This window comes from Pseudomonas sp. LB3P31, assembly GCF_054897945.1.
The window spans coordinates 120,726-140,049 of the sequence record NZ_CM142710.1 but is presented as its reverse complement, the minus strand read 5'-3'; the positions used below and the strand labels follow the sequence as shown (position 1 = coordinate 140,049).

Here is a 19,324-nt window from a genome sequence, read left to right as displayed (position 1 = left end):
AAAGATCGCAGCCTTCGGCAGCTCCTACAGAGAAACGCAAATTCCCAATGTAGGAGCTGCCGAAGGCTGCGATCTTTTGATCTTGACCAGCTAGCTTCCCTCCGCCGCCGTATCGATACTCACCACCACCGACATCCCCGGCCGCAAGCGTTCACTCTGCGCCTGGCCGTCATCCACGGTAATGCGCACCGGCACCCGCTGGGCGATCTTGACGAAGTTGCCGGTGGCGTTGTCCGCCTGCAGCAGCGCAAATTCCGCACCGGTACCTGGTGAGATGCGCTGCACCCGCCCCTGAAACTTGCGGTGATCCAGCGCATCTACGGTAAACGTTACCGGCTGCCCGATCCGCACGTTGTTCATCTGGGTCTCCTTCATGTTGGCAATCACCCACAACTGATGCGGCACCAGCGCCATCAGCTGCGCGCCGGAGTTCACATAAGCGCCCAGGCGCACGCCGATCTGGCCGAGCTGGCCATCGCGAGGCGCAACGATGCGCGTGTTCGACAGGTCGATACGCGCCAGTTGCACCGCAGCGTCGGCGCTGGCGACTGCCGCTTCCAGCGAGCCACGGTTGACGATTACCGACTGCAGATCCTGCCGGGCAATTTCCAGGTTGGCCTGGGCCTGGGCGACTGCGGCAATGGTCTGCGCATTGGCCGCCAGGGTCACGTCCAGCTCGCGTTTGGACACCGAACCATCACGGACCAGTTCGTTGTTGCGGCGCAGGTCCGCTGCGCTTTTACGGGCCTGGGCCTGACTGTCGGCGACCGCTGCCTGGCGCAGCTTGATGGTCGCCTCGGCACTGTTGCGCTGCTGCACCACGTTGGCCAGGCCAGCTTTTTGCACCGCCAGTTGCGCAAGGGCCTGATCGAGGCGCTGCTGGTAGATCCGATCATCCAGGCGCACCAGCAAGTCGCCGGTCTTGACGAACTGGAAGTCCGACACCGGTACTTCAAACACGTAGCCACTGAGCTGCGGTCCGATGATCGTCACCTGGCCGCGCACCAAAGCATTTTCGGTGGTCTCGATGGCACTGCTGAACGGTGGCAGCTGCCACGCATACAGTACGATCAGCACGCCCACCAGAGCGATGGCGGCAAAGCTCATGGACGAAACAACCCGAACCCGCAGCGAACGGGGTTCGGTGGCGGGCGTGGACGGTGGCGCGACGCCCTCGGGGGTGGCGGCAATGGCGTTGGTGGTGGTCGTGGTCGGTTCGGTCATGAAGAAGTGGCACCGCGGGTGGAGTCGGGAGGCGTTGGGGTGACGTTTTTGCTAGTGCTCATCAGCCACAGGGCACGTAGGGAAATCCAGATCATGGTCAGCACAGCAATCACCGCGATCAGCATGAACACATCGTTATAGGCCAGCACGTTGGCCTCGCGGGTGGCGGCCGTCGCCAGGCTGCGAATGCCCTGCAGATTGCGCAGGCCAGGGTCAGCAATCACCGAAGCGAGGGCATTGCCGCCACTCTGGACCCTGGCGGCCACTCGCGGATCGGTCAACACCAGGTGTTCGACAATGTTACTGGAGTGAAATTTCTCCCGAACGATCTGAAAAGTGCCGAGCAACGCCGCACCGATAAGCCCGCCGAGGTTCTGGCAGATGCCGAAAAGCACCGAAAAGCTCACCAGGTTGCGCGGGTTGGTCAACACGTTGCGCGTGCCCAGCACCATGGTCGGGCCGAGAAAAAACGTGCTGCCGAACGCCAGCAAAAACTGGCTGAAGTACATGTTCTCCGGGCGCGTCAAATTGTTCGATTGACTATCGATCACTGAGCCGACGGCCATCAGTGCCAACGACACGATCAACGGGCTGAACAGGTGTTTGGGGCTGATGGTCAGCGCACTGGTCAGCAGCCCGGCGATGCTGCCGATCATCATCACCACATACAGGCTGTGCAGTTGCTGGCTGCTCATGTTCAGGGTTTGCATGAAACCGACGGCGCCAGTGGACTGCTCCGAAGTCACCATGCGAATGAGCACCACCGCCAGGGCCAGGCGAATCATCACTCCGCTGCCCAGCCAGCGCGTCATCAACATCGGGTTGCTGCGGTTGTGTTCGATGGCCAGGCCGGCGCAGATCAACACGATGGAGCCGGCCGACGCGACGCCAATCCACGGAGCTTCCAGCCACCAGTCGATGCGCCCGAGCGACAGCACCGCACAGAGCAGCGCGACACCGCTGGCGAGAATGGCGAAGGTCAGGAAGTCGAGTTTTTCGAAGGTCTTGAAGCGATCACCGGGCGGCAGCTTGAGCAGAAATACGCAGCCCAGGGACAACAACGCCATGCCCAGTTCAAACAGATAGAGCCCGCGCCACTCGGCGATTTGCAGCAGGTCTTCGGAAAACAGCCGGGCCAGGGGCAAGGCCAGTTGCGAGCTGCCCAACCCAAGCACCAGCGCCTTCATCCGCCACTTCGCCGGGAAGGCCTGGATCATGTAATAAAGGCCCAGGGAGCTCAGCGCCGCCCCGACCATACCGTGGGCCGCGCGCACGGCGATCGCGGAGTTGAGGTCGTTGACGAACAGGTGGCCGAAGGTCACCAGCGCGTACAGCACCAGGAACACTTCGGTGAACGCGCGCAGGCCGAACTGTTGGCGAAACTTCACCAGCAGCAGGTTCATCGAGACGTTGGTCATCACGTACGCCGCCGGTAACCAGGCCATTTCGGCGGTGGTCGCACCCAGCGCACCTTGCAGGTACGGCAGGTTGGCGATGACCAGCGAGTTGCCCAACCCGCCAGTCAATGCCACCAGCAACCCAACCAGCGCATAGGCCAGGCGCTTGGCCGTGGAGTGCTCCGGCGTCGAAGGAGAACCGGGCAGGCTGGGCCGCTCGTGGGGCTGCCAGTCGCGCGGGGCGTAGTGATCCATTCAGTGGCCTTGTGTCAGAGGTGGTGCCAGTTTGCCGGAAAACCTCCTGAGCCAACACCCATAACGTCTACCCCCCTATACCTCGGACTCTGCCCCCCTGTGGGAGCAAAGCTTGCTCGCGATTGCGGTGTGCCTGACACAACAGCGCAACTTACAGGCCGCTGTCGCGAGCAAGCTTTGCTCCCACAGGCCAATTCCCAAAATCTCGTCCGGTCATCGTATAAGTTGTGATTGACAACCCCCTAAAACCTCGCAAATAATCAAACCCACGTTGTACGACGACGTATAACAATAATAAAAACAAAAACACCAAGGGAGCGTCACTGTGAGCCATCTCGTCCGCAATTCCTTCGCCAACACCCCTCGCCCGACTTTTGCACGCCGCCAAACCCTCAGTCTTATCAGCCTCGGTGGCATCGTCCTGGCCCTGCCCCTGGCCAGTCAGGCCGAAGGTTTTATCGATGACAGCAAGGCGACGCTGAATCTGCGCAACGCCTACTTCAACCGCAACTACACCAACCCGGCCTATCCCCAAGGCAAGGCTGAAGAGTGGACGCAGAGCTTCATCCTCGATGCAAAATCCGGCTTCACCCAGGGCTTCGTCGGCTTCGGTGTGGACGTGCTCGGCATGTATTCGCAAAAGCTCGACGGCGGTAAAGGCACCGGCGGCACGCAGTTGCTGCCGATCCACGACGACGGTCGCCCGGCGGACAATTTCGGGCGGATGGGCGTGGCGGTCAAAGGCAAGATCTCCAAGACCGAGGTGAAGGTCGGCGAATGGATGCCGGTGCTGCCGGTGCTGCGTTCGGATGACGGACGCTCGCTGCCGCAGACGTTCCACGGCGGCCAGGTCACCTCCACCGAGATCAGCGGCCTGACGCTCTACGGCGGCCAGTTCCGTCAGAACAGCCCACGCAACGATGCGAGCATGGAAGACATGTCCATGAACGGCAAGGCGGCGTTCACCTCGGACCGCTTTAACTTCGGCGGCGGTGAATACACCTTCAACGACAAGCGCACCCTGGTCGGCGTGTGGTACTCGGAACTCAGCGACATCTATCAGCAGCAGTATTTCAACCTGAGCCACAGCCAACCGCTGGGTGACTGGACCCTGGGCGCCAACCTCGGTTTCTTCAATGGCAAGGAAGACGGCAGCGCCCTGGCGGGCGACATGGAAAACAAGACCACCTTTGCCATGCTCTCCGCCAAATATGGTGGCAACACCTTTTACGTGGGCCTGCAGAAACTGACGGGCGACAGTGCGTGGATGCGCGTCAACGGCACCAGCGGCGGCACCCTGGCCAACGACAGCTACAACTCCAGCTATGACAACGCCAAGGAAAAATCCTGGCAGCTGCGCCACGACTACAACTTCGTCGCCCTGGGCATTCCCGGCCTGACCCTGATGAACCGCTACATCAGCGGCGATAACGTGCACACCGGCGCCATCACCGACGGCAAGGAATGGGGACGCGAATCGGAACTGGCCTACACCGTGCAGAGTGGTGCGCTGAAAAACCTCAACGTGAAATGGCGCAATGCGTCGATCCGCAAGGATTTCAGCACCAACGAATTTGATGAAAACCGCATTTTTGTGAGTTATCCGATTTCGTTGTTGTAGGCCAATGTCGCGTTGACAAAACCCGGAAACTCTAACGATACTTCGACAATGTCGTACGACAACCTACAACAAATCCAATAATAACTGCTGGTCCAGGATTCCCATGACTACTACTCCTACAGCCCCATTCAATCGCCTGCTACTCACCGGCGCTGCAGGCGGGCTCGGTAAAGTGCTACGCGAAAGCATGCGGCCCTATGCCAATGTCATTCGCCTTTCGGATATCGCCGACATCACCCCGGCCGTGGATGATCGCGAAGAAGTGGTCACCTGTGACCTCTCGGACAAGCAGGCCGTGGATCATCTGGTCGAAGGCGTGGACGCCATCCTGCATTTCGGCGGTGTATCGGTTGAGCGTCCGTTCGAAGAGATCCTCGGGGCGAACATCTGCGGCGTGTTTCACATCTACGAAGCCGCGCGCAAGCACGGGGTCAAGCGAGTGATTTTCGCCAGTTCCAACCACGTGATTGGCTTCTATCAGCAGGGTGAGATCCTCGACGCCCACTCCCCTCGCCGTCCCGACAGCTACTACGGCCTGTCCAAATCCTATGGCGAGGACATGGCGACCTTCTACTTCGATCGCTACGGCATCGAAACCGTCAGCATCCGCATTGGCTCCTCGTTCCCGGTTCCGCAAAACCGCCGGATGATGAGCACGTGGCTGAGCTTCGGCGACCTGACGCAACTGCTCGAACGCGCGCTGTATGCACCCAATGTCGGCCATACCGTGGTGTACGGCATGTCCGATAACAAGGAAGTCTGGTGGGATAACAGACTGGCCTCGGGGCTTGGTTATGTGGCCCAGGACAGTTCGGAAGTGTTCCGCGCCCAGGTCGAAGAACAACCTCTACCGGCTGCCGATGATCCGGCGCGGGTCTACCAGGGTGGTGCGTTCTGCGCCGCTGGACCGTTCGGCAACTGAGCCCTGCAACAGTCCCCGCAACAAAAACCAAGGGAATGAGTGGCCATGCAAGCAGAACTGATTGTCGATGCCCGCAACGCGGTCGGCGAAAGCCCGGTGTGGGTCGCCCGGGAAAACGCCCTGTACTGGGTGGATATCCCCAGCGGCGGCCTGCAACGCTGGAGCGCCGATAGCGGCCACGTGCACGCCTGGAAAACCCCGCAGATGCTCGCTTGCATCGCGCGTCAAGCCGACGGCAGCTGGGTTGCTGGAATGGAAGACGGCTTCTACCAACTGCGCCCGCACAGCGATGGCAGCCTGGACAGCGAGTTGCTGGCCCACGTTGAGCATGCGCGTGCGGACATGCGCCTGAATGACGGGCGCTGCGATCGCCAGGGCCGCTTCTGGGCCGGGAGCATGGTGCTGAACATGGGCGCCAATGCCGCGAACGGCAGCCTTTACCGCTACAGCGCCGGGCAGACCGGCCCGATCGAAGCCAGGCTAGGCGGCTTTATCGTACCCAACGGCCTGGGTTTCAGCCCGGATGGCCGCACCCTGTACCTGTCCGATTCACACCCGCTGGTCCAGCAGATCTGGGCTTTCGACTACGACATCGACAGCGGCACGCCTTCCAACCGCAGGCTGTTCGTCGACATGAACCAGTACGAGGGACGCCCTGACGGCGCCGCAGTGGATGCCGAGGGCTGCTACTGGATCTGCGCCAATGACGCCGGGTTGATTCATCGTTTTACCCCCGATGGCCGCCTGGACCGTTCCCTCGCCGTGCCGGTGAAAAAACCCACCATGTGCGCCTTCGGTGGCAGTCGCCTGGACACGCTGTTCGTGACCTCGATCCGCCGCGGTGACGACCACGACCCTCAGTCCCTGGCCGGGGGAGTGTTTGCATTCACCCCGGGTGTCCAGGGTTTGCCGGAACCGCAATTCAATCACTCGCTATAAACCGCCCTTGCTGTGCCTTGAATAAAAACAACAACAAGACTGGAGGTCGCCCCATGGACTTCAAACGCACGTTGCTCGCCGCTGCACTCCCTCTGGCTTTCACCCTGAGCGGTGCCGCCCAGGCCCTGGAAATCAAATTCGCCGACATCCATCCCACCGGTTACCCCACGGTCGTAGCGGAAGAACAGCTGGGTAAAACCCTGGTGGCCGACAGCGACGGCAAGCTGACCTTCAAGATGTTCGCCGGCGGCGTGCTCGGCTCGGAAAAGGAAGTGGTCGAACAGGCCCAGGTCGGTGCCATCCAGATGGCCCGGGTCAGCCTCGGCATCGTCGGGCCCGTGGTACCGGACGTAAACGTGTTCAACATGCCGTTCGTGTTCCGTGACCAGGCGCATATGCGCAAGGTCATCGACGGTGAAGTGGGCGATGAAATCCTCGCCAGGATCACCGACTCCGAATTCGGCCTGGTCGCCCTGGCCTGGATGGACGGCGGCACGCGCAACATCTACACCAAAAAGCCGGTGCGCAGCCTTGAAGACCTCAAGGGCATGAAGATCCGTGTACAAGGCAACCCGATGTTCATCGAGACCATCAATGCCATGGGCGGCAACGGCATTGCGATGGATACCGGTGAAATCTTCAGCGCCCTGCAGACCGGGGTAATCGATGGCGCGGAAAACAACCCGCCGACATTGCTTGAACACAACCACTACCAGAATGCCAAGTTCTATAGCCTCACCGGCCACCTGATCCTGCCAGAACCGATCGTGATGTCGAAAATCACCTGGGACAAACTGACCCCTGAGCAGCAAGTGCTGGTGAAGAAAACCGCCAAGGCCGCCCAGGCCCAGGAACGCACCCTGTGGGATGCGAAGTCCGCCAGCAGCGAAGAAAAACTCAAGGCTGCCGGCGTCGAGTTCATCACCGTCGACAAGAAACCTTTCTATGAGGCCACCGCCTCGATCCGCGAGAAATACGGCGCGCCTTACGCCGACCTGATCAAGCGTATCGAAGCGGTCCAATAACCTCCCCCTGGCACTCATGAAAGGCCGGCGCCACTGACGTCTGTTTACGTCCGCGCGCGCCCGGTTACGGTGGAACCCGATGAAGAATCTACTGCTGCGCGTCAACGACAAGCTCTACATGACCTGCATCTGGGTCGCCGGACTGTCAGTCCTGGCCATCTCGCTGATCATTCCCTGGGGCGTATTCGCCCGCTACGTCCTCGGCACCGGCTCCAGCTGGCCGGAGCCTACGGCAATCCTGCTGATGATGGTCTTTACCTTCATCGGCGCCGCCGCCAGCTACCGCGCCGGCGCACACATGGCGGTGGCGATGCTCACCGATCGCATGGCGCCTGAGTTGCGCAGGGCCATGAGCATTTTCTCCCAGCTGCTGATGGCGACGATCTGCCTGTTCATGGCGATCTGGGGCACCAAGCTGTGCATCTCGACCTGGAATCAGTTCATGAGCGCCCTGCCCACCCTGCGCGTCGGCATCACCTACATGCCGATCCCTGTGGGCGGTGTGCTGACGCTGATCTTTGTCCTGGAAAAACTCTTGCTGGGTGACCAGAGCAACCGTCGGGTCGTGCGTTTCGACCTGGTTGAAGAAAATGAAGGTGCCGCATAAATGGACGCTCTGATTCTGCTTGGCAGCTTTATCGCATTGATCCTGATCGGCATGCCGGTCGCCTATGCCCTGGGCCTTTCGGCCCTGATCGGGGCGTGGTGGATCGACATTCCGTTCCAGGCCCTGATGATTCAGGTGGCCGGCGGGGTGAACAAATTTTCCCTGCTGGCGATTCCGTTCTTCGTCCTTGCCGGCGCGATCATGGCCGAGGGCGGCATGTCCCGGCGGCTGGTGGCGTTTGCCGGGGTGCTGGTGGGGTTCGTGCGCGGCGGCCTGTCGCTGGTCAACATCATGGCCTCGACCTTCTTCGGCGCGATCTCCGGCTCTTCGGTGGCGGACACGGCATCGGTCGGCTCGGTGCTGATTCCGGAAATGGAACGCCGGGGTTACCCGCGGGAATTTGCCACGGCAGTCACCGTGAGTGGTTCGGTGCAGGCACTGTTGACACCGCCCAGCCACAACTCGGTACTCTACTCCCTGGCGGCCGGCGGCACGGTGTCGATTGCCTCGCTGTTCATGGCCGGCGTGGTGCCTGGCCTGCTGATGAGCGCGTGCCTGATGGTGCTGTGCCTGATCTTCGCCAGGAAGCGTAATTATCCCAAAGGCGAAGTGATTCCGCTGCGCCAGGCGCTGAAGATCTGCGGCGAGGCGATGTGGGGCCTGATGGCCATGGTGATCATTCTCGGCGGGATTCTGTCGGGCATTTTTACCGCCACCGAATCGGCGGCAATCGCGGTGCTGTGGTCGTTCTTCGTGACCATGTTCATCTACCGCGACTACAAATGGAGCGAGCTGCCCAAGCTGATGCACCGCACGGTGCGAACCATTTCGATCGTGATGATCCTGATCGGCTTCGCCGCCAGTTTCGGCTACATCATGACCCTGATGCAGATCCCGGCAAAAATCACCACGATGTTCCTGACCCTGTCGGACAATCGTTATGTGATCCTGATGTGCATCAACGTCATGCTGTTGCTGCTGGGCACGGTGATGGACATGGCGCCGCTGATCCTGATCCTGACGCCGATCCTGATGCCGGTGATCCTGGGCATTGGTGTGGACCCGGTGCAGTTCGGCATGATCATGCTGGTGAACCTGGGGATCGGATTGATCACACCGCCGGTGGGCGCGGTACTGTTTGTGGGGTCTGCGGTGGGCAAGGTCAGCATCGAAAAAACCGTGAAGGCGTTGTTGCCGTTTTATGGCGTGCTGTTTTTGGTGTTGATGTTGGTGACTTACGTTCCGGCACTGTCGCTTTGGTTGCCGCATTTGGTGTTGTAACCAGCGACAACACACATTCCTGTGGGAACTGACCACAACTGTGGGAACTGATCATCCCTGTGGGAGCAAGGCTTGCCCGCGATGAGGGCCTCAAGTCCGCCAAAAGCATCGCGGGCAAGCCTGCTCCTACAGGGGGCGCTGGACCGTCAGCTGCTGGCGCGCAGAAGCATATAGGTCGCAATGACTACACACAGGCTGGCAAATCCGACTTGCAGGGCGCGGGCCGGCACCTGCGCGCAGAAGCGCCGGCCGATAAGCATGCCGACGATACTGGCGACAATGAAGGTCACGCCCAGGTCGTCGATCCGCACACCGGCATGGAACGCGCCGATCACCCCGATGGCTGAGATCAGGCTGATCACCATCAGCGAGGTGGCGACGATGCCGCGCATCTGCACGTCGGTCAGTTGCTTGAATGCCGGGACGATCAGAAACCCGCCGCCCACCCCGAGCAAGCCGGACACCACCCCAGTCACTGCGCCCAGCGCCGCCAGGGTCGCGGTGCACTTGGCGGTCCAGGAAAAGCGCCCGGTCTGCTGATCGAGCATGCAATTTTTCTGGCCCCAGTTGGCGTGGCCGTGATCGCTGGGCCCCTCTTCATGTCGCTCGCGACGCAACATGCGCCAGGCGACCATGATCATCAGCAGGCTGAACAGGATCATCAGGACTTTCTCCGGCAACTGATGGGCGAAAAAGATTCCGACCGGCGAAAAAATCGCCCCCAGCAAGGCAATCAACAGCGCGGCGCGGTAGCGAACCAGGCCGTGGCGCAAGCCATCGATCGCGCCGACGGCCGCCGCACTGCCAACCGCAAACAACGCAACCGGGGCCGCTTGGGTCATGCTCCAGCCGAGTCCCAGCACCAGCGCCGGCACCGCCAGGATGCCGCCGCCGGCCCCGGTCAATCCGAGGACCAGGCCCATCACCACGCCAAAAAAAACTGCCAGCAACATAAACACTCAAGATCCATGAATAAGCCGGGAACGCCCGGTATCGATGAGTTACAGGATAGAGGTTGCGGGGCTTTTTTCCTTGCAAGAATTGATCGGGGCTGGCCAATGCGGGGCAAATGACTCTACGCTCAGCGCTTGTCCCACGAAGAACCGGCCAACATGCCTGCCCTGATTGAAGCTTTTCTTGACCCCGCCTCATCGACCTGGAGCTACGTGATTTACGAGGGCGATGGCAGTGCCTGCGCCATCGTTGATCCGGTGCTTGATTACGACGCGGCGGCCGGTCGTACCGGCACTGTCCAGGCGGATCGAATCAGTGCGTTCGTGCGTACGCATCAACTACAGGTGCAGTGGTTGCTGGAGACCCACGCCCATGCTGATCACCTGTCGGCCGCGCCTTACCTGCGCCGGGAACTGGGCGGCAAGATCGCGATCGGCCAGTCGATCAGCAAGGTTCAGGACGTGTTCAAGAACCTGTTCAACCTGGAACCCGGGTTTGCCGTGGACGGCTCGCAGTTCGACCACCTGTTCGCGCCGGACGAGTCGTTCATGATCGGCAATCTGAAGGCCACGGCCTTGCATGTACCCGGTCATACCCCGGCAGACATGGCCTACCTGATCGACAGCAACCTGATTTTGGTGGGAGATACCCTATTCATGCCGGACGTGGGCACTGCCCGTTGTGACTTCCCCGGTGGCGATGCCAGGCAGATGTTTGCTTCGATTCAGAAGCTGCTGGCGTTCCCGGCCAGCGTGAATCTTTATGTCTGCCACGATTACCCGCCCGAGGGTCGCGAGCCTTGCTGTGCGACTACGGTTGGCGCGCAGCGAAAAAGCAATATTCATGTGCGCGACGGGATGGATGAGGACGGGTTCGTGGCGATGCGCACTCAGCGCGACGCCGGGTTGGGCATGCCGAACCTGTTGCTGCCGGCGATTCAGGTGAATGTGCGGGCGGGGAATTTGCCGCCGGCGGAGGACAATGGCGTCGCTTACCTGAAGATTCCAATTAATCGCTTGTAGGAAAATTCACTCACGCCCTTAAATTTTCTATTTTTACTGACAGTTTGTAGCGACAAGACGGACTTGAGTAACCTGCTTGAGCGAACAATACTTCATTGGACAGACAACCAATGGAGCTACAGCAATATGGACATTCGTCGTAACCATCGTGACATGACACAACAACAGAAATACGCGTTCGTCGAAGCAATCCTGCGCCTGAAGAATGAGATCCCCAGTGTGCTGCGGCCAGGGCAGCAAAACCGCTACGATGATTTTGTGCAAATCCACAAAAACTCAATGGGTCGCGGAAACCCGATCATTCCCAACCCTCATCGAAGCCCGCTGTTCTACCCCTGGCACCGAATATTGATTCGCCAATTCGAATTAGCGCTTCAGAGGGCGGCGAATGACGAAAGCATGGCCCTGCCCTACTGGAACTGGCAAATCATCGGAGCAGACAACCCCTTCACCTCAGACTTCATGGGTGGCAACGGTGACAACATGCAGAACCAGGTGGTCACCAGTGGACCTTTTTCGCGTAACACCAGCCAATTCGATGTACGGGTATGGGATTCTGCCACCGGGGACACAGGCCTGCGTCGAAACTTTGGGGCAGAAAGCACCCTGCCTTCGGCCGAAGCCATTGTTTCGGCGTTGAACGGTATTCCCTATTGGTCTGAACAACCAGAACAACCGGTGCAACCAGAAACACCAGTACAGCAGGTCCAGATTGGCTGGGAAAATTTTTCAGAATTCGAGTTGCACAATCCGGTGCATGCCTGGATAGGAGGCAACATGGCTGAAGCATCTTCTGCCAACGACCCGATATTTTTCCTCCATCACTGCAACCTTGATCGCTTGTGGGAATGCTGGAAACGACAGCATCCCACCACGCCTGGCTTCATGTCCCGGGACAACTCTCCCAATGGGGTGATGGAGTCAACGCTAATCTTCAATCCAGCCAATGAGCCCGCTCCGTGGGAGCATAACTACACGGTCGCGCAAACGCTCATTACCGAGGGCCTCGAATACCGATATGACTACCTCTGACGGCAGATAGAGTTTAGCCGACCAAGGTGATGCCATTCGCTGGCAACGGCAACGCCGTCTTGTACCGCACCTGCTTGAGCGCAAAACTCGAGCGGATATTTGCCACACCGGGCACCTTGGTCAGAAAATCCATCATGAAGCGCTCCAGCGACTGGATGGTCGGCACCAGCACCCGGATCAGGTAGTCCGGATCACCCGCCATCAAGTAGCACTCCATCACCTCCGGACGATCGGAAATCGCCTCCTCGAACTGCTGCAACGCCTCCTCCACCTGCTTTTCCAGGCTGACGTGGATGAACACATTGACGTGCAACCCCAGCAGATCGGCGTCCAGCAGCGTGACCTGCTCGCGAATCAACCCCAGTTCCTCCATTGCCTTGACCCGGTTGAAACACGGAGTCGGCGACAGGTTCACCGAGCGCGCGAGGTCGGCGTTAGTGATGCGCGCATTCTCCTGGAGGCTGTTGAGAATGCCGATGTCGGTACGGTCCAGTTTACGCATGAGACAAAATCACCTGTTTTTTGTGTTTATGCAGGTTTTTTATCCTCAAATGATCCTGAGCGCAACGAAACAGAGATAAATATTCTTCTTCAGCCGGCCTATGATTGTTGTAGGACAAGATTTCTTCCACAGAAGAATGACTGTCAGCTCACTACAAGAAATTCACAAGATCGAGCGTAGAAGCCATGAATCAAGCGTACGAACCGCTGCGCCTGCACGTTCCCGAACCCTCGGGCCGCCCAGGCTGCAAAACCGACTTCTCCTACCTGCGTCTAACCGATGCCGGCACGGTGCGCAAACCCCCAATCGACGTCGAACCCGCCGACACCGCTGACCTGGCCAAGGGCCTGATTCGCGTGCTCGACGATCAGGGTAATGCGCTCGGTCCATGGGGCGAAGGCGTACCTGGCGAGATCCTGCGCAAAGGCATGCGCGCCATGCTCAAGACGCGGATTTACGACAACCGCATGGTGGTCGCCCAGCGTCAGAAGAAAATGTCGTTCTACATGCAGAGCCTTGGCGAAGAAGCCATCGGCAGCGGCCAGGCCCTGGCGCTGAACGTCGATGACATGTGCTTCCCGACCTACCGCCAGCAAAGCATTCTGATGGCACGAGACGTGCCGCTGGTGGATCTGATCTGCCAGCTGCTGTCCAACGAGCGCGATCCGCTCAAGGGCCGTCAGTTGCCGATCATGTACTCGGTCAAGGACTTCGGCTTCTTCACCATTTCCGGCAACCTCGCCACCCAGTTCGTCCAGGGTGTGGGTTGGGGCATGGCCTCGGCGATCAAGGGCGACACCAAAATCGCTTCGGCCTGGATCGGCGACGGCGCTACCGCTGAGTCCGACTTCCACACCGCCCTCACCTTCGCCCACGTTTACCGTGCACCAGTGATCCTCAACGTGGTCAACAACCAGTGGGCAATCTCTACCTTCCAGGCGATTGCCGGTGGTGAAGCCACGACGTTCGCCGGTCGCGGCGTGGGTTGCGGCATTGCCTCCCTGCGGGTCGATGGCAACGATTTCGTCGCGGTCTACGCCGCCTCTGCCTGGGCCGCCGAACGCGCCCGCCGCAACCTTGGCCCGACCATGATCGAATGGGTCACCTACCGCGCCGGTCCGCACTCGACATCCGATGATCCGTCCAAATACCGTCCTGCCGACGACTGGAGCTGCTTCCCGCTGGGCGACCCGATTGCGCGCCTCAAGCAGCATCTGATCAAGATCGGCCAGTGGTCCGAAGAGGAACACGTCGCCGTCAGCGCCGAGCTGGAAGCTGAAGTGATAGCCGCGCAGAAAGAAGCCGAGAAGTACGGCACACTCGCCGGTGGCCAGATTCCGAGCGCCGCGACCATGTTCGAGGACGTTTACAAAGAGATGCCGGAGCACTTGAAGCGCCAGCGTCAGGAGTTGGGGATCTGACATGAACGATCACAACAATAAAATCGAGCTGGAAACCGCCATGACCACAACCACCATGACCATGATCCAGGCCCTGCGCTCGGCCATGGATGTGATGCTTGAACGTGATGACAACGTCGTGGTCTTCGGCCAGGACGTGGGCTACTTCGGTGGCGTGTTCCGTTGCACCGAAGGCTTGCAGACCAAGTACGGCACCTCCCGGGTGTTCGACGCACCGATTTCCGAAAGCGGCATCGTCGGTGTGGCCGTGGGCATGGGTGCCTACGGTCTGCGTCCGGTGGCCGAGATCCAGTTTGCCGATTACGTCTACCCGGCATCCGACCAGATCATTTCCGAAGCCGCCCGCCTGCGCTATCGCTCCGCAGGCGAGTTCACCGCGCCGATGACCCTGCGCATGCCTTGCGGCGGTGGCATCTACGGTGGCCAGACCCACAGCCAGAGCATCGAGGCGATGTTCACCCAGGTCTGCGGATTGCGCACGGTGATGCCGTCCAACCCCTATGACGCCAAGGGCCTGCTGATCGCTTCCATCGAAAACGATGACCCGGTGATCTTCCTCGAGCCAAAACGCCTGTACAACGGCCCGTTCGACGGCCATCACGACCGCCCCGTAACCCCATGGTCGAAGCACCCGTCGGCGCAAGTGCCGGACGGTTACTACACCGTGCCGCTGGACGTTGCCGCGATTGCGCGTCCGGGCAAAGACGTGACCATCCTCACCTACGGCACCACCGTGTACGTGTCGCTAGTGGCTGCAGAAGAGACCGGGATCGACGCGGAAGTCATCGACCTGCGCAGCCTGTGGCCGCTGGACCTGGAAACCATCGTCAAGTCGGTGAAGAAGACCGGTCGATGCGTGATCGTTCACGAAGCGACCCGCACCTGCGGTTTCGGCGCCGAACTCGCCGCCCTGGTGCAAGAACACTGCTTCCATTACCTCGAAGCGCCGATCGAACGCGTCACCGGTTGGGACACCCCCTACCCGCACGCGCAAGAGTGGGCGTATTTCCCTGGCCCGACCCGAGTGGGCGCGGCTTTGCATCGGGTTATGGAGGTCTGAATGGGCACGCACGTTATCAAGATGCCGGACATTGGCGAAGGCATTGCAGAAGTTGAATTGTCGGTGTGGCACGTCAAGGTAGGCGACCTGGTCGTCGAAGATCAGGTACTGGCCGATGTGATGACCGACAAGGCGATGGTCGATATTCCATCGCCCGTCCACGGCAAGGTAATTGCCCTGGGCGGCGTGCCCGGCGAGGTCATGGCGGTTGGCAGCATCCTGATCAGCATTGAAGTGGAAGGCGCCGGCAACGTTAAGGAGTCGGCCCAGCCGGCGGCTGCAGTTGTGGTTAAGGAAGCAGCGGTTGCGGCACCTCAAGTGGAAGCGGTTGCGCCTGTCGCAGCTGCTGCCCCGCGCGCTGCGGTCGCTCAAGGTCCGATGGTTGCCCGCGAAGCCGATGAGCGTCCGCTGGCCTCTCCGGCCGTGCGCAAGCATGCCCTGGACCTCGGCATTCAGTTGCGCCTGGTGCGTGGCACCGGTCCTGCGGGCCGGGTACTGCACGAAGACCTCGATGCCTACCTGGCACAGGGTCAGTCGAATCCATCGAGCGCGTCAACCGCTGCTGCCGGTTATGCCCAGCGCCACGACGAAGAGCAGATTGCTGTCATTGGCATGCGTCGCAAGATTGCCCAGCGCATGCAGGACGCCACTCAGCGCGCCGCCCATTTCAGTTATGTCGAGGAAATCGATGTGACTGCCGTGGAAGAACTGCGCGCGCATCTGAATGAAAAACACGGCGCCAGCCGCGGCAAGCTGACACTGTTGCCGTTTCTGGTCCGCGCCCTGGTGGTTGCCCTGCGTGATTTCCCGCAGATCAACGCCCGCTATGACGACGAAGCCCAGGTCATCACCCGTCTTGGCGCGGTACATGTGGGTATTGCCACCCAGGCCGACATCGGCCTGATGGTGCCAGTGGTGCGACACGCCGAAGCTCGCAGCCTGTGGGACAACGCTGCCGAAATCTCGCGTCTTGCCTCCGCCGCACGCAATGGCAAGGCCAGCCGCGACGAGCTCTCGGGCTCGAGCATCACCTTGACCAGCCTCGGAGCTCTGGGCGGGATCGTCAGCACTCCGGTGCTGAACCTGCCGGAAGTGGCGATTGTCGGCGTGAACAAAATTGTCGAACGGCCGATGGTGGTCAAAGGCCAGATCGTGATTCGCAAGATGATGAACCTCTCCAGCTCCTTCGATCACCGCGTGGTCGATGGCATGGACGCGGCGCAATTCATCCAGGCGGTGCGCGGCTTGCTCGAACAACCCGCCACGCTGTTTGTGGACTAAGTCTCTGTGGAGCAAGGCATGCAAACTCTGAACACCACACTGCTGATCATTGGCGGCGGCCCCGGCGGTTATGTCACCGCGATCCGCGCCGGCCAGCTGGGCATCCCGACCATCCTGGTGGAAGGTCAATCCCTGGGCGGCACCTGCCTGAACATCGGCTGCATTCCGTCCAAGGCGCTGATTCACGTCGCCGAGCAGTTTCACCAGACTCGCAACCACAGTCAGCACTCGGCCCTGGGGATCAGCGTTGCGACGCCTACCCTGGACGTCGGCAAGAGCGTTGAATGGAAGGACGGCATCGTTGATCGCCTGACCACCGGCGTTGCTGCGCTGCTGAAAAAGAACAAAATCCAGGTCATACAGGGCTGGGCGAAGATCATCGACGGCAAATCCGTCGAGGTCGGCGACACGCGGATCCAGTGCGAGCACCTGGTGCTGGCCACCGGCTCGAAAAGCGTCAACCTGCCGATGCTGCCGATGCTGCCGATCGGCGGTCCGATCATCTCTTCCACTGAAGCCCTGGCACCAACCTCGGTGCCCAAGCGCCTGATCGTGGTGGGCGGTGGTTACATCGGCCTGGAGCTCGGGATTGCCTACCGCAAGCTGGGCGCCGAGGTCAGCGTGGTCGAGGCCCAGGATCGCATCCTGCCCGCCTACGACGCCGAACTGACCCAGCCGGTTCACGAAGAACTGAAAAGACTTGGCGTGAAGCTTTACTTGAAGCATAGCGTCGAAGCTTTTGATTCTAAAAGTAATACGCTGCAGGTACGAGATCCTGAGGGCGATACCTTGAATCTGGAGACCGATCAGGTATTGGTCGCGGTCGGGCGCAAGCCGAATACCCAGGGGTTTAACCTGGAAGCCTTGAACCTCGACATGCACGGCTCGGCGATCAAGATCGACAACCGTTGCCAGACCAGCATGCGCAATGTGTATGCGATCGGCGACCTGAGCGGCGAACCCATGCTGGCTCACCGCGCCATGGCCCAGGGCGAGATGGTCGCGGAGCTGATCAGTGGCAAATCCCGCGAGTTCAACCCCACGGCCATCGCTGCCGTGTGCTTTACCGACCCGGAGCTGGTGGTGGTCGGCAAGACCCCGGACGACGTCAAGGCGGCGGGCCTGGACTGCATCGTTTCCAGCTTCCCGTTCGCGGCCAATGGCCGGGCGATGACCCTGGAATCCAAAAGCGGCTTCGTGCGCGTCGTGGCACGGCGTGACAATCATGTGATTGTCGGCTGGCAAGCGGTGGGCGTGGGCGTTTCGGAGTTGTCGACGGCGTTCGGCCAAAGCCTGGAAATGGGCGCTCGGCTGGAAGACATCGCCGGCACCATCCATGCGCATCCGACGCTCGGCGAGGCGGTGCAAGAAGCCGCTTTGCGTGCGTTGGGGCATGCGCTGCACCTGTGATTCAGAACAATGGATGGCGGCATAGATGGCCCCATCGCTAGCAGGCTAGCTCCCACACTTGGAATGCGTTCTCCTGTGGGAGCCAGCCTGCTGGCGATTTCTTGAGGTCAGCTCGATTTATCTGTCTGTCATCCGATAGTCCGGACTGCGAAATAGCCGCAGAATGAAGTATTGTTGTCCCCATCCAAAAAAACGTCAGAAGCCTTGAACCGCTTTGGCGGTTGTTCAGTGATAGAGGGTGTCATGGGTAACGAAAGCATCAATTGGGACAAGCTGGGTTTTGATTACATCAAGACAGACAAGCGCTTCCTCTCGTACTGGCGTAATGGCGAGTGGGACAAGGGCACCCTGACCGAAGACAACGTGCTGCACATCAGCGAAGGCTCTACTGCCCTTCACTATGGCCAGCAATGCTTCGAAGGCATGAAAGCCTATCGTTGCAAGGACGGCTCGATCAACCTGTTCCGCCCGGACCAGAACGCCCTGCGCATGCAACGCAGCTGCGCGCGCCTGCTGATGCCGTTCGTCGAGACTGAGCAGTTCATCGAAGCCTGCAAGGAAGTCGTCCGCGCCAACGAGCGCTTCATCCCGCCTTACGGCACCGGCGGCGCTCTGTACCTGCGCCCGTTCGTGATCGGCGTGGGTGACAACATCGGCGTGCGCACCGCCCCCGAGTTCATCTTCTCGATTTTCTGCATCCCGGTTGGTGCCTATTTCAAAGGCGGCCTGACCCCGCACAACTTCCTGATCTCCAGCTTCGACCGCGCGGCCCCTCAAGGCACCGGCGCAGCCAAGGTCGGTGGCAACTACGCCGCCAGCCTGATGCCAGGTTCCCAGGCGAAGAAAGCCAACTTCGCCGACTGCATCTACCTGGATCCGATGACCCATTCGAAAATCGAGGAAGTCGGTTCCGCCAACTTCTTCGGTATCACGCACGACAACAAGTTCGTCACGCCGAAGTCGCCTTCGGTGCTGCCGGGTATTACCCGTCTGTCGCTGATCGAACTGGCCCAATCGCGCCTGGGCCTGGAAGTGATTGAAGGTGACGTGTTCATCGACAAGCTGGCGGACTTCAAGGAAGCCGGTGCTTGCGGTACTGCGGCAGTGATCACGCCGATTGGTGGTATCAACTACAACGACCACCTGCATGTGTTCCACAGCGAAACCGAGGTGGGTCCGGTTACCCAGAAGCTTTATAAGGAGCTGACCGGGGTACAAACAGGCGATATCGAAGCGCCAGCTGGCTGGATCGTCAAGGTTTGACCTGACGCTTGCGACATCCGAGCCCTCCATTGCTTTGGCAATGGGGGGCTTTTTTTGCCTGAGGTTTCGATGAAACCTGCAGAAGCCGTAGGAGCTGTCGAGAGAAAC

General features: G+C 60.2%; 17 protein-coding genes. 13 read left to right on the top strand and 4 right to left on the bottom strand.

The genetic code is table 11. From position 1 onward, the window contains the following. Window positions 1-90: 90 nt before the first annotated feature. Both ACYZTK_RS00600 and ACYZTK_RS00595 read right to left on the bottom strand, forming a co-directional pair. On the bottom strand, window positions 91-1,224 hold the full coding sequence (locus tag ACYZTK_RS00600; protein ID WP_462012655.1) for an HlyD family secretion protein: 1,134 nt from the start codon (window positions 1,222-1,224) through the stop codon (window positions 91-93). Next, window positions 1,221-2,876 (bottom strand): MFS transporter, encoded by a 1,656-nt coding sequence (locus ACYZTK_RS00595; protein WP_462012654.1) that lies wholly within the window; start codon window positions 2,874-2,876, stop codon window positions 1,221-1,223. The genes ACYZTK_RS00600 and ACYZTK_RS00595 overlap by 4 nt, the downstream gene beginning before the upstream one ends. 325 nt (window positions 2,877-3,201) lie before the next feature. Between ACYZTK_RS00595 and ACYZTK_RS00590 the strand changes: the two genes are divergently transcribed. The 6 genes from ACYZTK_RS00590 (at window position 3,202) to ACYZTK_RS00565 (ending at window position 9,271) form a co-directional block, all read left to right on the top strand. Beyond that, on the top strand, window positions 3,202-4,497 hold the full coding sequence (locus tag ACYZTK_RS00590; protein ID WP_462012653.1) for an OprD family porin: 1,296 nt from the start codon (window positions 3,202-3,204) through the stop codon (window positions 4,495-4,497). A gap of 103 nt (window positions 4,498-4,600) precedes the next feature. After that, entirely contained in the window at window positions 4,601-5,419 is an 819-nt protein-coding gene (locus tag ACYZTK_RS00585; protein ID WP_462012652.1) for an NAD-dependent epimerase/dehydratase family protein, read from the top strand. Between the two features lie 45 nt (window positions 5,420-5,464). Then, on the top strand, window positions 5,465-6,358 hold the full coding sequence (locus ACYZTK_RS00580; protein ID WP_462012651.1) for an SMP-30/gluconolactonase/LRE family protein: 894 nt from the start codon (window positions 5,465-5,467) through the stop codon (window positions 6,356-6,358). 53 nt (window positions 6,359-6,411) lie between these two features. Beyond that, entirely contained in the window at window positions 6,412-7,383 is a 972-nt protein-coding gene (locus ACYZTK_RS00575) for a TRAP transporter substrate-binding protein (protein ID WP_462012650.1), read from the top strand. A gap of 79 nt (window positions 7,384-7,462) precedes the next feature. Next, a complete protein-coding gene (locus ACYZTK_RS00570) occupies window positions 7,463-7,990 on the top strand; it encodes a TRAP transporter small permease (protein ID WP_462012649.1) in 528 nt (175 codons plus the stop codon). Then, window positions 7,991-9,271 carry a TRAP transporter large permease gene (locus ACYZTK_RS00565; RefSeq protein ID WP_462012648.1) on the top strand — a complete coding sequence of 427 codons (1,281 nt, stop codon included), beginning with the start codon at window positions 7,991-7,993 and terminating at the stop codon, window positions 9,269-9,271. It abuts the gene before it with no gap. Window positions 9,272-9,417: 146 nt separating this feature from the next. Here ACYZTK_RS00565 and ACYZTK_RS00560 read toward each other — a convergent pair whose 3' ends face one another. Beyond that, window positions 9,418-10,224 carry a sulfite exporter TauE/SafE family protein gene (locus tag ACYZTK_RS00560; protein ID WP_462012647.1) on the bottom strand — a complete coding sequence of 269 codons (807 nt, stop codon included), beginning with the start codon at window positions 10,222-10,224 and terminating at the stop codon, window positions 9,418-9,420. 159 nt (window positions 10,225-10,383) lie between these two features. Between ACYZTK_RS00560 and ACYZTK_RS00555 the strand changes: the two genes are divergently transcribed. Together ACYZTK_RS00555 and ACYZTK_RS00550 are read left to right on the top strand one after the other, a co-directional pair. Then, window positions 10,384-11,247, top strand: a complete 864-nt coding sequence (locus tag ACYZTK_RS00555) for an MBL fold metallo-hydrolase (RefSeq protein WP_462012646.1) — start codon at window positions 10,384-10,386, stop codon at window positions 11,245-11,247. Between the two features lie 126 nt (window positions 11,248-11,373). Further along, window positions 11,374-12,279 (top strand): tyrosinase family protein, encoded by a 906-nt coding sequence (locus ACYZTK_RS00550; protein ID WP_462012645.1) that lies wholly within the window; start codon window positions 11,374-11,376, stop codon window positions 12,277-12,279. Window positions 12,280-12,292: 13 nt separating this feature from the next. Here ACYZTK_RS00550 and bkdR read toward each other — a convergent pair whose 3' ends face one another. Beyond that, window positions 12,293-12,781: a Bkd operon transcriptional regulator BkdR gene (gene bkdR, locus ACYZTK_RS00545; protein ID WP_462012644.1), complete on the bottom strand. Its 489-nt coding sequence runs from the start codon at window positions 12,779-12,781 to the stop codon at window positions 12,293-12,295. Window positions 12,782-12,966: 185 nt separating this feature from the next. Here bkdR and ACYZTK_RS00540 point away from each other — a divergent pair, with 185 nt between their 5' ends. The 5 genes from ACYZTK_RS00540 (at window position 12,967) to ACYZTK_RS00520 (ending at window position 19,216) form a co-directional block, all read left to right on the top strand. Beyond that, window positions 12,967-14,202, top strand: a complete 1,236-nt coding sequence (locus ACYZTK_RS00540; RefSeq protein WP_462012643.1) for a thiamine pyrophosphate-dependent enzyme — start codon at window positions 12,967-12,969, stop codon at window positions 14,200-14,202. Between the two features lies 1 nt (window position 14,203). Next, complete coding sequence (locus ACYZTK_RS00535) at window positions 14,204-15,262, top strand: alpha-ketoacid dehydrogenase subunit beta (RefSeq protein ID WP_462012642.1); 1,059 nt, start codon at window positions 14,204-14,206, stop codon at window positions 15,260-15,262. Further along, complete coding sequence (locus tag ACYZTK_RS00530) at window positions 15,263-16,543, top strand: dihydrolipoamide acetyltransferase family protein (protein WP_462012641.1); 1,281 nt, start codon at window positions 15,263-15,265, stop codon at window positions 16,541-16,543. It abuts the gene before it with no gap. An 18-nt stretch (window positions 16,544-16,561) separates the two neighbouring features. Further along, a complete protein-coding gene (lpdA, locus tag ACYZTK_RS00525; RefSeq protein WP_462012640.1) occupies window positions 16,562-17,953 on the top strand; it encodes a dihydrolipoyl dehydrogenase in 1,392 nt (463 codons plus the stop codon). 243 nt (window positions 17,954-18,196) lie between these two features. Continuing rightward, window positions 18,197-19,216, top strand: coding sequence for a branched-chain amino acid aminotransferase (locus ACYZTK_RS00520; RefSeq protein WP_462012639.1), 1,020 nt, complete (start codon window positions 18,197-18,199; stop codon window positions 19,214-19,216). Window positions 19,217-19,324: the final 108 nt, after the last annotated feature.